This is a genomic window from Mesorhizobium sp. M0491, assembly GCF_040321265.1.
In the GTDB taxonomy this organism is placed as follows: Bacteria; Pseudomonadota; Alphaproteobacteria; order Rhizobiales; family Rhizobiaceae; genus Mesorhizobium.
Window position 1 is genome coordinate 59,045 of the sequence record NZ_JAMYRE010000006.1, and the last position, 12,361, is coordinate 71,405.

General features: G+C 63.7%; 16 protein-coding genes. 10 read left to right on the forward strand and 6 right to left on the reverse strand.

All coding sequences use genetic code 11. The features are described 5' to 3' along the window. Positions 1-414: 414 nt before the first annotated feature. On the forward strand, positions 415-1,140 hold the full coding sequence (locus tag NKI69_RS09180) for a Crp/Fnr family transcriptional regulator (RefSeq protein WP_031213618.1): 726 nt from the start codon (positions 415-417) through the stop codon (positions 1,138-1,140). On the opposite strand, the gene NKI69_RS09185 is transcribed toward NKI69_RS09180, so the two are convergent. Further along, positions 1,141-1,425: a hypothetical protein gene (locus NKI69_RS09185; protein ID WP_128305546.1), complete on the reverse strand. Its 285-nt coding sequence runs from the start codon at positions 1,423-1,425 to the stop codon at positions 1,141-1,143. Between the two features lie 230 nt (positions 1,426-1,655). Here NKI69_RS09185 and NKI69_RS09190 point away from each other — a divergent pair, with 230 nt between their 5' ends. The 3 genes from NKI69_RS09190 to NKI69_RS09200 all read left to right on the forward strand — a co-directional run bounded on the left by NKI69_RS09190 (position 1,656) and on the right by NKI69_RS09200 (position 5,138). After that, complete coding sequence (locus tag NKI69_RS09190; protein WP_352632169.1) at positions 1,656-2,402, forward strand: helix-turn-helix domain-containing protein; 747 nt, start codon at positions 1,656-1,658, stop codon at positions 2,400-2,402. A gap of 163 nt (positions 2,403-2,565) precedes the next feature. Then, positions 2,566-2,871: a hypothetical protein gene (locus NKI69_RS09195; RefSeq protein ID WP_352632167.1), complete on the forward strand. Its 306-nt coding sequence runs from the start codon at positions 2,566-2,568 to the stop codon at positions 2,869-2,871. 242 nt (positions 2,872-3,113) lie between these two features. Beyond that, entirely contained in the window at positions 3,114-5,138 is a 2,025-nt protein-coding gene (locus NKI69_RS09200; protein WP_352721070.1) for an acyltransferase family protein, read from the forward strand. A gap of 72 nt (positions 5,139-5,210) precedes the next feature. Here the strand turns inward: NKI69_RS09200 and NKI69_RS09205 are convergent, their stop codons facing one another. Both NKI69_RS09205 and NKI69_RS09210 read right to left on the reverse strand, forming a co-directional pair. Next, positions 5,211-6,146 (reverse strand): HNH endonuclease, encoded by a 936-nt coding sequence (locus tag NKI69_RS09205; protein WP_023813295.1) that lies wholly within the window; start codon positions 6,144-6,146, stop codon positions 5,211-5,213. A 99-nt stretch (positions 6,147-6,245) separates the two neighbouring features. Continuing rightward, positions 6,246-6,839, reverse strand: a complete 594-nt coding sequence (locus NKI69_RS09210) for a DUF6456 domain-containing protein (protein WP_023813294.1) — start codon at positions 6,837-6,839, stop codon at positions 6,246-6,248. A 243-nt stretch (positions 6,840-7,082) separates the two neighbouring features. Between NKI69_RS09210 and NKI69_RS09215 the strand changes: the two genes are divergently transcribed. Beyond that, positions 7,083-7,364: a DUF982 domain-containing protein gene (locus NKI69_RS09215; protein WP_023813293.1), complete on the forward strand. Its 282-nt coding sequence runs from the start codon at positions 7,083-7,085 to the stop codon at positions 7,362-7,364. Positions 7,365-7,472: 108 nt separating this feature from the next. After that, on the forward strand, positions 7,473-7,781 hold the full coding sequence (locus tag NKI69_RS09220) for a DUF982 domain-containing protein (protein WP_023813292.1): 309 nt from the start codon (positions 7,473-7,475) through the stop codon (positions 7,779-7,781). A 250-nt stretch (positions 7,782-8,031) separates the two neighbouring features. On the opposite strand, the gene NKI69_RS09225 is transcribed toward NKI69_RS09220, so the two are convergent. Both NKI69_RS09225 and NKI69_RS09230 read right to left on the reverse strand, forming a co-directional pair. Next, positions 8,032-8,682 (reverse strand): GcrA cell cycle regulator, encoded by a 651-nt coding sequence (locus NKI69_RS09225; RefSeq protein ID WP_352721073.1) that lies wholly within the window; start codon positions 8,680-8,682, stop codon positions 8,032-8,034. Between the two features lie 114 nt (positions 8,683-8,796). Continuing rightward, on the reverse strand, positions 8,797-9,063 hold the full coding sequence (locus NKI69_RS09230; protein ID WP_245273285.1) for a hypothetical protein: 267 nt from the start codon (positions 9,061-9,063) through the stop codon (positions 8,797-8,799). A gap of 212 nt (positions 9,064-9,275) precedes the next feature. On the opposite strand from NKI69_RS09230, the gene NKI69_RS09235 reads away from it, so the two are divergent. Then, positions 9,276-9,980: an XRE family transcriptional regulator gene (locus tag NKI69_RS09235; RefSeq protein WP_023813289.1), complete on the forward strand. Its 705-nt coding sequence runs from the start codon at positions 9,276-9,278 to the stop codon at positions 9,978-9,980. 241 nt (positions 9,981-10,221) lie between these two features. Here NKI69_RS09235 and NKI69_RS09240 read toward each other — a convergent pair whose 3' ends face one another. Further along, positions 10,222-10,524: a hypothetical protein gene (locus tag NKI69_RS09240; RefSeq protein WP_031213614.1), complete on the reverse strand. Its 303-nt coding sequence runs from the start codon at positions 10,522-10,524 to the stop codon at positions 10,222-10,224. A gap of 189 nt (positions 10,525-10,713) precedes the next feature. Between NKI69_RS09240 and NKI69_RS09245 the strand changes: the two genes are divergently transcribed. The 3 genes from NKI69_RS09245 to NKI69_RS09255 all read left to right on the forward strand — a co-directional run bounded on the left by NKI69_RS09245 (position 10,714) and on the right by NKI69_RS09255 (position 12,346). Beyond that, positions 10,714-11,082 carry a hypothetical protein gene (locus NKI69_RS09245; RefSeq protein WP_023813287.1) on the forward strand — a complete coding sequence of 123 codons (369 nt, stop codon included), beginning with the start codon at positions 10,714-10,716 and terminating at the stop codon, positions 11,080-11,082. 89 nt (positions 11,083-11,171) lie between these two features. Next, on the forward strand, positions 11,172-11,768 hold the full coding sequence (locus NKI69_RS09250) for a hypothetical protein (RefSeq protein WP_352721075.1): 597 nt from the start codon (positions 11,172-11,174) through the stop codon (positions 11,766-11,768). Next, positions 11,765-12,346 carry a hypothetical protein gene (locus NKI69_RS09255; RefSeq protein WP_023813285.1) on the forward strand — a complete coding sequence of 194 codons (582 nt, stop codon included), beginning with the start codon at positions 11,765-11,767 and terminating at the stop codon, positions 12,344-12,346. Before NKI69_RS09250 ends, NKI69_RS09255 begins: the two co-directional genes overlap by 4 nt. The last annotated feature ends 15 nt before the right edge of the window (positions 12,347-12,361 follow it).

Consider the following 12,361-nt stretch of genomic DNA (forward strand, 5'->3'; position numbering starts at 1 on the left):
TCCTTGACGCTGTCGGTCAAAAAATGAAATCGGACTGAGCAAGAGTCAACATCGGCCTCATCACAGTAAGTATCGTACAATTCTCCCGCCGGTCTGCCGAACGGTTCTCAGGCCCAGCGCGACATGGCGCTTTGTCATTAGCCGGCGGATTTTATTGGCCCTCACCGTGATCCGACGCTCTCAAGATATATGTCGGTTTTGTACCAAGTGGCGCTTGGTACGTTTCCGACACTAACATTCAGGCCGATCTTTTCATATGCGAACGGGCGTTGGGGGGCGCCGTGCTTCGAATTTCACATCGCATTCATAGCTTTATTCGTTCTGCGCCCCTATACATAGGCGATCGTCCGCACGTTTTTACGGGCACGGACGGCTGGGAGATTGGATGGCTCTTGCCCTGCATTGGGCCACGCCATGTCTGATCCCAACAAAAATCATCAATACCGAAACCAACTGCTGCGACGCATGCCTGCGGATGATCTGGCGTTGCTCGAGCCGCACATGCAGCGCTGCGACTTGCCGCTACGCATGATGCTTGTGACCCCGAATATTCCGATCGAGGCCGTCTACTTCATCGAACAGGGCATCGGTTCGGTGGTCGCCAGCACGGCGAGCGGCCAAGAGGCCGAAGTGGGCTTCATCGGCTTCGAAGGCATGACGGGATACTCCCTGGTGATGGGCGACGACCGTGCGCCGCATGCCTGTTATGTACAACTCGAAGGCGAGGCGATCCGCATCGAAGCCGGCGCATTCAAGGCAGCATTGGCGGCAAGTGCGACCATGCGCATGTTCCTGCTGCGCTTCATCAACGCGCTACAAACCCAGGCCGGCTGCACCGCGCTCGTCAACGCGCGGCTGAAGCTCGAGGAGCGGCTGGCGCGATGGCTGCTCATGTGCGACGACCGCGTGCCGGGCGAACATCTCGCCATCACGCACGAATTCCTGGCCATCATGCTTGGTGTCAGGCGGCCAGGCGTCACCGTTGCCCTTCAATTGCTCGAAGGCCGCGCGCTGATCCGCTCGCGTCGGGGCGAGATCGTCATTCGTGACCGCGCCGGGCTGCTGGAACTTGCCAATGGCAGTTACGGCGAAGCCGAGGCCGAATATGCAAGGCTGATCGGCGAGATCGGCGCGCCCTGATCAGGAGCGGTCGCCGCCGGCATCCGGCTTGCCCGATGTCGCTTTGCCGGGCAGCGCCGCACCGCCTTCAAATGCGCCTCGGCCAATCGGCCCATCCCTGCCGACCGGCAAGCCGGCATGCTCCAGACTTGCAAGCTTGCACTTCGTCTGCTCGGCCGCCGCTCCGACAAGGCAGTCGATGGTGAACATGGCACCGGCGTGCTCGCTTGCCGCGACCGCCTGGCGGATCTTCGTCAATTGCGCTTGTGTGTAGTCCAGAAGCTCGACCAGGCCGGTATGATCCAAACCGCCCTCCATTGCAGGATGTCGAGAGGCCGATCTGAGGTCGCTCTTGCCACCGAAATACGCCCATTTGCGGGGCTTGCATAGCCGGACTGTCAAAATCGTACAGTCTACGCGCCCACGGGATCCTCGCCCTATTGGACAAAGGTCCATCTTCGCACCCTCGCTACGTCATGCAAGTGTATATAAGATATCGCTTGAATACTGGTCCGTACGTCTGTCGGGGAGATGTCGTGCCAATCCGCGAGAATCTCGCCGCCAATCTCAGGCGGCTGGTCCAACGCTACGCTTCCGTCAGCGCGGTGTGCCGTGAGCTTGGCATCAACCGCACCCAGTTCGAGCGCTATCTGCAAGGCAAGGCGGTTCCCAACAAAGCCACCGCCAGGCTGATCTGCGACTATTTCAAGATCGACGAGGATGAGTTGTATCGTGAGCCGGCCGCCGCGGCAGCCAAGGGCGACAGCAATGCAACGTTGCGCGAGGCACTGTACGAGAACATGGTGCGGCCGCCGTCGCCCGCCATCGCCGGAGGCACCTATTTCACCTATTTTTCGATCCCCGGCCGACCCGATTTTTTGATGCGCTCGGTCACCTTCGTGCGGCGTGAGACCGATCTCGTCACCTTCAGGCGGGTGACGCGCTGGGCTCCGGGCGGTGGCCAGGGTGGTTCGAGAATACCCGGCAACCATTACGGCGTGGCGATCTCGCGCCTGAACTGGATCTATTTCACAGGCATCAACCGCCGCCAGACAAGCGAGCCCTCGATCATGACCGTACAGTGGGCTCCCATCTCCGAACCGGTTCTGGTCGGCAGGGCGATCGTCCTCACCGGATCGGGGCCGGCCTTTGTGTCGGTCATCATGCGGCAGGACGTCACCAGGATCAGCATGAGGCGAGCGATGCTGATGGCCCATATCGTCAGTCTCGACGACCCCAGCGTCGATCGGCTGGTGGTCAGTCTTGCACGAGAGACCCGCTAAACTCGCTTTCTACGGGAAAAATCGGGAAAGTTTCAAGTTTTTCGACTATATTTTTCTTCGTTTCGGGATTTTTGCGCAAAAAAAGCCGGAACTTTCACCCAAACCTGTCGTTTTCCAACTGATCGTTGCTTCGACGATCCCAAAGCAACAGGAGGAGTACACCATGAACATCAAGATGATCTGTTTCGGCGCGATGACGCTCTCGATGGTTGCCGGCTCCGCGCTTGCCGCAAGCGATACCGGCACGTCGGCTCTCGACGATCCGGCCAAGATGCAGCCCTTCTACACGGACTCCAGCAGGAAGACGATGGTCGGCGAGGACGACTTCGTGAAGGCCTGGAAGGCCCTTACGCCGGACGACCAGACCGCGATGATGAAGGCCTGCGAGGACGAGGCGAAGGACGCCACTGCGGCCAACAGCCATCCGGAATTCTGCAGCAGCGTGAAAGCGAACGGCGGCAGCAAGTAGCAATCCAGCGAACCGATTAGAAACAGCCCCTTCGCGGGGCTGTTTTGCGTCTGCCGCAGGGCGCGGCCAAGCCCGCCACGCAACGATCAAGCCCGGCCGGCGCTCCGGCCCATTTCCATTCCTGCTATGTTGCACTGCGACAAAATTGTTTTATGTTGCACTGCGATAAAATTGTTGCATTGCGATATCGGCCTGCCCGGCCGACGTTGCGCAGGGGCTGGGCCTTGCACGAAGGAGCCGTCGTGGCAGCATCGTTCCGGTCGGACATACAAGGATTGCGCGCGCTCGCTGTCGGCGGTGTCGTCGCCTACCATTTCGGCCTCACCGCGCTCCCCGGCGGCTTTGCCGGCGTCGACATCTTCTTCGTCATCTCGGGCTGGCTGATAACAACCCACCTCATGCAGGAGATCGGCGAGACCGGCCGGCTCGACCTTTGGCGCTTCTATGCCAGGCGCGCGCGGCGGCTTCTGCCGGCAGCTTTGTTCGTCATCCTGGTTACGCTGGCCGCCGGCTACTTCATCCTGGCGCCGCAGGAGCAGGCGCTCTATTCGCGCGGCGCCATGTTCGCCTCCGCCTATGCCATCAATCTCTGGCTGCTGCGCTGGTCGTTCGACTATTTCGCCGCCGACGCCACCAGCAATCCCTTCATCCACTTCTGGTCGTTGTCGGTGGAGGAGCAGTTCTATCTCGCCTGGCCGGCGCTGCTTCTGCTGGCCGCCTGGCTGCGGCCGGGCCGGCGAACGGCCGCAGCCGTGATCGGCGTTGCCGGCCTTGCCTCCTTCGCCGCCTGCCAGTGGCTGACCAGCGCGGCGCCGGCCTGGGCCTTCTATTTTTCGCCGCTGCGCGCCTGGGAGTTCGCCGCCGGCGGCCTTGCGACGCTGGTCCCCATGGCTTTGCTGCAGCACCGCATCTGGCTGCGGGCAGCACTTGGCTGGCTCGGCCTGGCGCTGATCGCGACCGCCTATCTCCTGTTGAGCGAAGACCTGCCCTTCCCCGGCTGGTACGCGTTGCTGCCGGTGGCGGGCACCGTTCTGGTGCTGCTGAGCGGCGTTGGCGGGCCGCAGACCAATAGACGGACCGGCTGGCAAGCCCTTGGCCCGGCTACCGCTTTGTCCCTGCCTCCCTTGCAATGGATCGGCACGCTCTCCTATTCGCTCTATCTCTGGCATTGGCCGGTCATCGTCTATGCCGGGATGCTGGCGCCGGACCTTTCCGTGCCGCAGCGCCTTGGCTGTGGCGTGCTGGCGCTCGCGCTGTCGGTGCTCACCTATCATTTGATCGAAGACCCGGCGCGGCGCGGCGCCTGGATGGCGGTGGGTGCCCGCGCCTTTCCCAGGGTCATTCCAGACGCAAAACCGCTTCGCGCTTTTCCCGGCCTTGTGCTGGTTCCCGCTCTGATGCTGACCGGCACCGGCGTGGCGGTCGCCTATGCCAACGCGCATCTGGCCACGCGCAATATCGGCCCCGAGCAGCGCGGCATCGAGCAGGCGGTCGAAAGACCTTCCATCGCGCGGGCCGTCGACAAGAACTGCCTGGCCGACTTCCAAACGGTGACGCCGAAACCCTGCATGTTCGGCCCGGCCGATGCCACCCGCACCATCGTGCTGTTCGGCGATTCGCACGCCGACCAGTGGTCGACGCCGCTGATCGAGGCGGCCAAGCGCAACGACACAAAGGTCATCACCTATCTTAAATCATCGTGCCGCGCCTCGCGGCTCTCCACCTTCAACACGGTGCTGAAGCGCGACTACACCGAATGCGACGCCTGGCGCGAGCAGGCCATATCAGAGATCATCCGCCGCAAGCCGCGCCTGGTGGTGATCTCCGAATTTTCCATCGGCAATCTGACCCGCGACCTGCCCGCCGCCGAACGCACCGCCGAAGTAGCGCGCTGGCAGGCCGGCCTGCGCTCGACCTTGCAGGCCTTCAGCCGGGCCGGTGTCGAGACGGCTGTTATCCGCGACACGCCGATTAACGCCAGCTTCGCCGGCTCCTGCGTGGCGCGCACCCTGTGGTGGCGCGAAGCCCCCTCGCCGCACTGCGATACGCCAAGGGCGGACGCCGCCAACGACAGCACCGCCGCCGCCGAGCGCGCCGTGGTGACCAGCGTACCCGACACCCGCTACATCGACCTCACCAACCAATTCTGCGGCCCGACCACCTGCCACGTCGTCATATCAGGCAAGCTGGCGTTTCGTGACAGGCACCATCTGGCGACGGGCTTTGCCGAGACACTGGCGGGGCCATTGGAGAGGGTCTTGTTTTAGAGGTTCCCTTCTCCCCGTCTATACGAGGAGAAGGTGCCGGCAGGCGGATGAGGGGCGGCGCGGCGCGGCAAATCAATGCGCCCCCGCGAACAGCTCGCGATGATGAGCCAGAAACGCCGGATGTGGCATCAACCGCGCATCCTTGGGCCAATGCAAACCCTGGGATTCCGGACGGAAGAGATTTCTCAATTCGCTCGGCACCCGGTTGTGCGCGACCAGCAGTCGATGGTTTTCGTCTATCGAAATCAGATGCCGATCGAACAGCCAATGCACGGTGGCCGATAGCGCGATGCCGTTCCGGACAACATCCGGCCCGCCGACCGCGACAGGTTTGATATGAGCGGCCTGAACCTCGGCCCTGCCGCCACCATTGATAATGCGCAAGCCGGTGACTGCGCATTTATCCTCATAAGCACGGCAGACTTCCAACCGGAAGGTGGCGTCGCGGATTTTGCGGTTCAGCAAGATCTGTTCGACCCGACGATCGACCGTCTCGGCAAAACCGGGCTGTCCGGCAAAACCAGGCTGGATCGGCCATGGAACATCCAGCGGCAGCATGTCGGGGCTGAGCCTTCTGGCGTTGGCAGGGTCAAGTGTCTCATTCAAACCAGCCAGCACGATGTTGTCGAAATCCTCACTCAGGATCGGGCGCATCGACTTGCCCTGCACGGCTTGGCCGACGTGGCTGGGGTCGAGAACCTCGCGCAACAGCGCCTCCGCGTAGCGGCCATCCTTAACGAAAGGCACCGGTGTAGGAAATTCGAGATAGTCCGTCACATGGGCATAGTAACGGTCGGATCGGTCAGGATCCGGCAAGACATCTGTTACACGCGCATAGGCGATATACGCACGACGGCCGCCATTGCGCTGCGGTTCGCGAAACAGCACCCAGTCGCCAATGGCGTTCCGGGCAGCGTCCAGATAATTGCTGCGAGCGGGGAATTGATAGCGGCGGGTGATGTCATCGTCGTAGCCAGAACCCGGCTTCACATCGAAAACGGCTTTCACGATTCTATTCCTGGGAATGCAAACGCCTAGGCTAGCGATGTTTTACGCATCGTGCGAGCCATCCGTTGCACCATCTCACCATCTCACCACCTCACCACCTCACCTCCTCATCATCATCCCGTAATGCACCGCCAGCAGATCCAGCCCCACCTTCAGCAGCTTTGTCACCACATTCCGGCCCTCGCCGGTCTGCTCGGACAGGCGCTTGAGGGAACCGTCAGCGCAGCAGACTTGTCGCACCACGGCGGCCACCTCCCAATGGCCTAGCGCTCTTGTGGCGGCGGCATAGGCCCTGCCGGCGTCGAGAACGCTGTCGGCGATGCCGCCGCCCTCGCGGCCGCCGTCGACGCGCTCGGTCCAGCGCATCGGCTTGACATCAGCCTGCTGGCTGCAGCGGAAATCCTCGCGGTAGCGCAGGCCTGCCTCGCGCTGCTGGCGCGACAGCGAGGTGATGCCGATAAGCGCATCGATGGCGCGCACCCGCACGATGCCGCCGGCGGCGGCGTGGCCGTCATTCGACACCTCGTAGACACGAGCAGCCTCCAGCGTTCCCGCCGCCAGCCGCTTGCGGCCGAAGGCGTCATCCCTGAGCGCGAAATCATGGCCGATCTGGCGGCGTATGCGCACCTGCTCGGCCTCACCCTTCGGCAATTTCGGCGCCTGCGGTTTTGCGGATTTGGTCTTTTTGCTCATGGAAGGCTCCTGGTTGGCTTGGGATGATGGAGGACGGCAAGGCGGCGATCCTTCGCGCTGTTGGGCATCTCCCCACATGGTCGGCAGGGCGGAGAGGGCCGCCGTTCGGTTAGCCTTCGTTGAACCGGAGGTCGTCGCCTCTTCGCCGCTGCGCCACCATCCTTGCCGCCCGGCATCCAGGCTGATGGAACCGGCGCGAGCTTTCGACGTTATGTCGCGTCCACGCCAAGGGGAGGTTCGCCGATGACAGCCTTCATGCCGGTTACCGTGCGCTTTTGCGACAACAAAACCATGCTGGTCAGTTCGGTGGCCGGCGCAGCCGAGGCACTGCGCCACCAATGGCCCGACAAGACAGCACCTGGTTATCTCGAGGCGACGCGGCTGGTTACGCTCGCCGTCGACGGCACCTGCTGCCAGCGCATCGCATTCGACGCCTTCACCAGGGCGGCCAAGCAACAGAACATACTGGTGGCCAGGCCCAAAAGCCGCGCCCATGACTGGCTGGACGCGGTGGCTAGTCCATGAGGATCGCCAGCCAGCCGAAAAATTGATGCAACCGCCCGCCAGCGGGGCGCGTTTAAGGATGCGGTAGACAGAGCCGCGCGCAAAGCGAAGGTGAACGCGGTGGGTACGATGAAAACCGGAGTGCCGCTCAAAGTGCGGGTGGAGGATGAGGTCGAAGAGATCGACAGCGTCAGCGAAGCCGCCGATTTTCTGCAGCGCTGGCCGCTGGAGCGACGCGGCCATGTCTACCGCAGCGCGCTTAACGCCTGCAGCGCGGCGATCGCCGCGCAGATTTCCGAAGCCGACGCCATGAAGGTGTTTACCGGCTTTGCCCGGGTGACCGGCATATTGATCGCCGAAGGCAACCCGGCGATGGCGATGGACGCAAGGAGCATGCAGAGCCGCACGCCCAAGCAGGGCCGGCAAATGCCGAAGTAAGGTTCTGGCGATTTTGCTCCGGGCTTGATTCATCTCAGATCCTCCACCTTTGTGCGGCGAGGCAGCCCCCTCACCCAGCCTCCGCTTCGCTCGGCTGACCATTTTGGGGCGAGCCACGTGTCTCGTCCGTCCTTCGGACCCCCGAGGGGAGAGGAGACTTGCACCGTCGGGTGCCCTCTCTTCTCCCCCACGGGGAGAAGGTGGCCGCGAAGCGGCCGGATGAGGCTGGCGCAGCAATGGGAGAGCGTGCTCATCCCGCCACAAATACGCGGCGCTGGAAGCGCGCCTGATGGTAGGTGCAATAGCTTTTCAGCGGCGTGGTGCGCATGCCGCAGCACAGCATGTCGGCGCCCGGCCGGCTGCCGGGCGCATCGTTTTCAGAATCCTCCTCCACCGTCAGATCCAGCGGCGCGCGGCAGCGTGAAAACAGGCAACCGATGAAGCGCATCGCCACGCCATGCGGCTGCCGGCCGATGGCCGCGCGCGGCGGCGCCGGCACCTCCAGGCGATAGGCTACGCCGTCGGCGATCAGCACGCCCGCCTCGCGCACGAACGAATGGGCGCGCCTGGGCCGGGCCACTTCACGCGCATGGATATCCTTGGCGGCAAGCACGCCATGCATCTTGCCGACGGCAGGCGTCGCATTCGCCGACATGCCATCGGCCCGCTTGCTTCCAGCGCGCTTGCCCCCGGCCTGTCTGGCTCGCGGCGGCGGCCCCTTGCCATTGGCAAAGCCGATCGCGTCCAGTATGGCGTTACGATGCACGATGCCGATGATGGCGTCGCGCGACACCGGACTGCCACGCAGCGCGGTGAACGCGACTGCAATCCTGGAGGCTGAAAGCCCGTCCTTCAGCCAGCGGCCGATCTCGTGCAATTCCGCGTCGCTATAGCTTGCCATATACCAGCTCCATCCAAAGTTCGGCCGCGCGCCGTCGGGCAGCGTCAAGGTTCGACCCGGTGGCCGGGCCGCAGTCAGGTTGTTTTTCAAGAGCCGGCTGTCAGCCGGCCAGCCTCAGCCGGATTGGGCCGATTTCCCGCCGGCAAGGTGCAAAAGCCGCGCCTCGGCCGTGTTTCTGTCCAGGGCGGAAACCGCCCTGCCCGTTAGCCTGTCCAACAGGATGACGGTGCCGTCCTCGGTGCGGATGCAGGATCGGCCAGCCGAAAAAACAGCGCCGGCGCCATGCCGGCCGAATTGGGGACCGGAGCCGCTGGGAGCGGCGGCTCCGGCCGTTCCGGTCGCCGGAAACAGGCGGACCGGACCCGAGGCTGGTGCAGTCAAGCACTGAGCCTCGGGCTTCACCCCGGCCGGGGAGGAGGACGGCCGGGGCGGAAGGGAATGGGCGGCGGTTATGACCGCCGGATGCGCCTCGCGTGAGGCCGGCGACTCGGCGCCATCAAAGCTGGACAGGTTTTGCATGACCGGATATAAGCATAACTCGAAAATACATGCAAGCCATTCTTTCATAGACGAGAGCCGCTTTCATCGCTCACATGGGCGCCATGGCAAAAACGGAACTGTCGATCAAGGTCGGGGCGGCGATCCGCAAGGCGCGCAAGCAGCGCGGCCTGGTCATGCGCCACATTGCGGAGCACAACGACACCGATGTCGCCGCCGTCGGCAACTGGGAAACCGGCCGCAATCTGCCCAAGACCGAGAACCTCCTGAAGACCGCCGCCTTCCTGCGCGTCGACCCGGTGGCGCTGGGCCAAGGGCAGGTCGTGTTTCTCGACGATGCCGGACCGGTCGCCGACGCGGAGATCGTCACCGATGCCGGTCCGCTGCCCGCCGGTTCGATGGATATCGAGGTGCTAGGCGCGGCCGTCGGCGGCGACGATGGCGATTTCACCTTCAACGGCGAGCCGGCAGGCTACGTCCAGCGCCCGCCGGGCGTGCGCAACCTGCCGAAGGTGTTCGCCCTGCACGTGCTCTCGGATTCCATGGTGCCGCGTTACGAGCCCGGCGACCTGATCTATTGCGGCGGCCGCGACGCGGTGCCCGGCGACCACGTGGTGATCGAGACCTTCCCCGAAGAAAACGAGCGCAACGGCAAGGCCTTCATCAAGAAGCTGGTCAAACGCACGGCGGGCGAGTTGGTGGTCGAGCAATACAATCCGCCGAAGACGCTGACCTTCAACCGCTACGCCATCAAACATGTCTGGCGCGTGATTTCGCTGAAGGAATTGCTGGGGTATTGAGGAGCGCTTCTTGCCTTCTCCCCTTGCGGGGGTGAAAGGCGGTCCGCACAGCGGACGAAAAGCCAATTGCTTGGCTTTTCGAGCCTTGAACGCCCTGAGCTTGCGAAGGGCCGGGTAGCGCAGGATCCACCTGCCGGGTCCCCGCTGCTTCGCAGCGCCCCGGCGTTCGCTGGCCTTTGATCGTGCCACTGGCACGATCAATTCGCTTACGCGAACCGGCCGTTCACCCTTTCGACAAGACTCAAGCCCGCCGCGCTCCCTCCAGCGGCACCTCGCGATCGCTCAGCATCTGCGCTTCGCTACGCACGCGCTGGCGCTCGTCGATGAAGGCCGCCTGGATCGTAACGGTCGCCCCCGGCAGTCCGTCGGCACGGCAGGCCGAGCAGACGATGCGGCCCGACAGAGCGGCAAGCGGCGTGTTCCTCGTCACGCCGAACCGCTTCAACTGATCGGGCCGCCACCAACGGTTGCGGCCGCAATCCGCGCACTCGACCGAGATCGAGGCGACATGCGCCATTGTTGGTTCCCTGCCCGGCAATGCCATCGCCCCTGCCTCGTCTTTGTTCCTGATTTGTTCGAATATTCCTGTGTTTTGCGCCCGGAGTCGAGTCGCAGTTTTCAAACTTTCCCAGAAGTTTTTCTTCTAAGGTAATTTGAGTTATGCTTTCACGCTGGATATGCAAATGTGAGTCGGAGCACGAACCCGCCCATTGCATCAAACCCGGGAGCGATAATGGACGCCCTTGCCGCCGATTTTGCCCGTTCCTGCGGTTACGCCGGCGACAGCCTGGCCCTGCTTGAAGCCTTCGAAGCCATCCGCCGCAACGGCATCGCCCACGCCCGTCAGGATCACGTCAGGCGCAAGGCGGTGATCGACGCGTTGAAACCGTCGGAGGCGCTGTTCCTGGCCGCGATTGGCCCGGCCCTCTCGGCGGAGGAGGCCATCGAGGACGCCGTCCGCTTCATAGCCTGCTGGCGCAACATACCGCGCTGGCGCCAGGAGCGGCGCCTGCCCGACCTGATCAGGGCCAAGCAACAGCGGCTGGTGGCGCGGTATTTTCGTCGCCATGGCCATCTTCTATGGGCGCGCGAAGCAGCGTGAGGCTGGACCAGCCATTTGCGGGTTCCATCAGCAATTTTTTCTTTCTAGACTGCGCAGGGGTGGCTGATCGTCGACGTGCATAGTTTGGAATGTTCAAGACTGCCCGCTTAAAATTTCAAACCTGGATAACGGCCGGCGCGGGAACCATCGCCGCCCTGTTCGCCGCCGGCCTGATGGGCGCGTTCGGCGCCCTGCCCCCCCACGCCCCGCCGCAATTGCCGCCCGATGCCGGCATCGATGCCGGGCGTTGGCATCTCAAGCCGGTGCGTGCATATGTCAGCCGCGCCAAGGTCTATGGCGTGCCGCTGAAACCAGGCCAGAAGGCGCTGGTGCTGGAGGTCGACCTGACCAATCGCACGGCGCAATCCGACAAGGCCTATTTCAATGTCTTCACGCCGGACGGACTCGCTCTGCTCGACGGCCTGCCGATGATCGCGCTGACCCGTGATTCGACTCTGACGCCGGAACTGCATCCCGGCATGACCGAACGCATGGCCTATGTCTGGCCGCTTGCCGGCGACGCCATCGTGCCGGCAAATCTCAGCTTCGGCATCATCGCCGAGATCTTCAAGCCGCGCGACAACCTTTACGGGACGCCCGGCTGGTTCAATCCCACTCGGCTCGGCACCGTCACCTTGCCCGTCGTCGACCTGCCCGTGGCAGACTCACGGAAAGGCGGCTCATGAATATCCGGGCCATCGGCAATCTCCTGATCCTCGCCACCACCGTGGCGCTGAGCTACGGCATGCAGGTGTCGAAGCCGCATTATGCCGAGCTCACCGCACCGATCCCGGTCGACGGCGCCGTCCACGACACGGTGCGGGCGCGCAGCTTCGCTGTCCGCCTCGACAGAGTGGTCTTTGCCCGCACGCTGAAGAGCGACCAGTTCGGCCAGGAGAAGCTTTTGACGACCAGCGGCCTGTGGGCGGTGGTGACGACCAGTCTCACCGCCACCAGCACCTCCACCACGGTCGCCGACGGCACCTGGCAAGGCCCGACCGGCCTGCGCTACCACCAGAGCGAACGGCTGGGCTACCGCCAGGACATGCCGCCGCATTCCATTGATCCGGGGTTGGAAAGACGCGGCCTGTTCATCTTCGAGATGCCGCCCGACCAGATCCCCGGCGCCAGCCTGCTGGTCGCCGCGCGCCGGTTCGGCCCGCTCGACGCCCAGGCCCGCATCAGCCTCGACGCGGTGCCGACCGGCGCCGATGGCCAGCCAGCGGATGTCTTGCCGCAATACGATCTTGATGCGCGACTGTAGGAAGGGGCGCGCAAG

Coding starts and splice junctions, on each gene's coding strand:
- NKI69_RS09210 (WP_023813294.1), bottom strand. CDS start 6,839: ATGAGCAAAAAGACCAAATCCGCAAAACCGCAGGCGCCGAAATTGCCG.
- NKI69_RS09180 (WP_031213618.1), top strand. CDS start 415: ATGTCTGATCCCAACAAAAATCATCAATACCGAAACCAACTGCTGCGA.
- NKI69_RS09235 (WP_023813289.1), top strand. CDS start 9,276: ATGGGCGCCATGGCAAAAACGGAACTGTCGATCAAGGTCGGGGCGGCG.
- NKI69_RS09245 (WP_023813287.1), top strand. CDS start 10,714: ATGGACGCCCTTGCCGCCGATTTTGCCCGTTCCTGCGGTTACGCCGGC.
- NKI69_RS09195 (WP_352632167.1), top strand. CDS start 2,566: ATGAACATCAAGATGATCTGTTTCGGCGCGATGACGCTCTCGATGGTT.
- NKI69_RS09250 (WP_352721075.1), top strand. CDS start 11,172: ATGTTCAAGACTGCCCGCTTAAAATTTCAAACCTGGATAACGGCCGGC.
- NKI69_RS09220 (WP_023813292.1), top strand. CDS start 7,473: ATGAAAACCGGAGTGCCGCTCAAAGTGCGGGTGGAGGATGAGGTCGAA.
- NKI69_RS09215 (WP_023813293.1), top strand. CDS start 7,083: ATGACAGCCTTCATGCCGGTTACCGTGCGCTTTTGCGACAACAAAACC.
- NKI69_RS09225 (WP_352721073.1), bottom strand. CDS start 8,682: ATGGCAAGCTATAGCGACGCGGAATTGCACGAGATCGGCCGCTGGCTG.
- NKI69_RS09240 (WP_031213614.1), bottom strand. CDS start 10,524: ATGGCATTGCCGGGCAGGGAACCAACAATGGCGCATGTCGCCTCGATC.
- NKI69_RS09255 (WP_023813285.1), top strand. CDS start 11,765: ATGAATATCCGGGCCATCGGCAATCTCCTGATCCTCGCCACCACCGTG.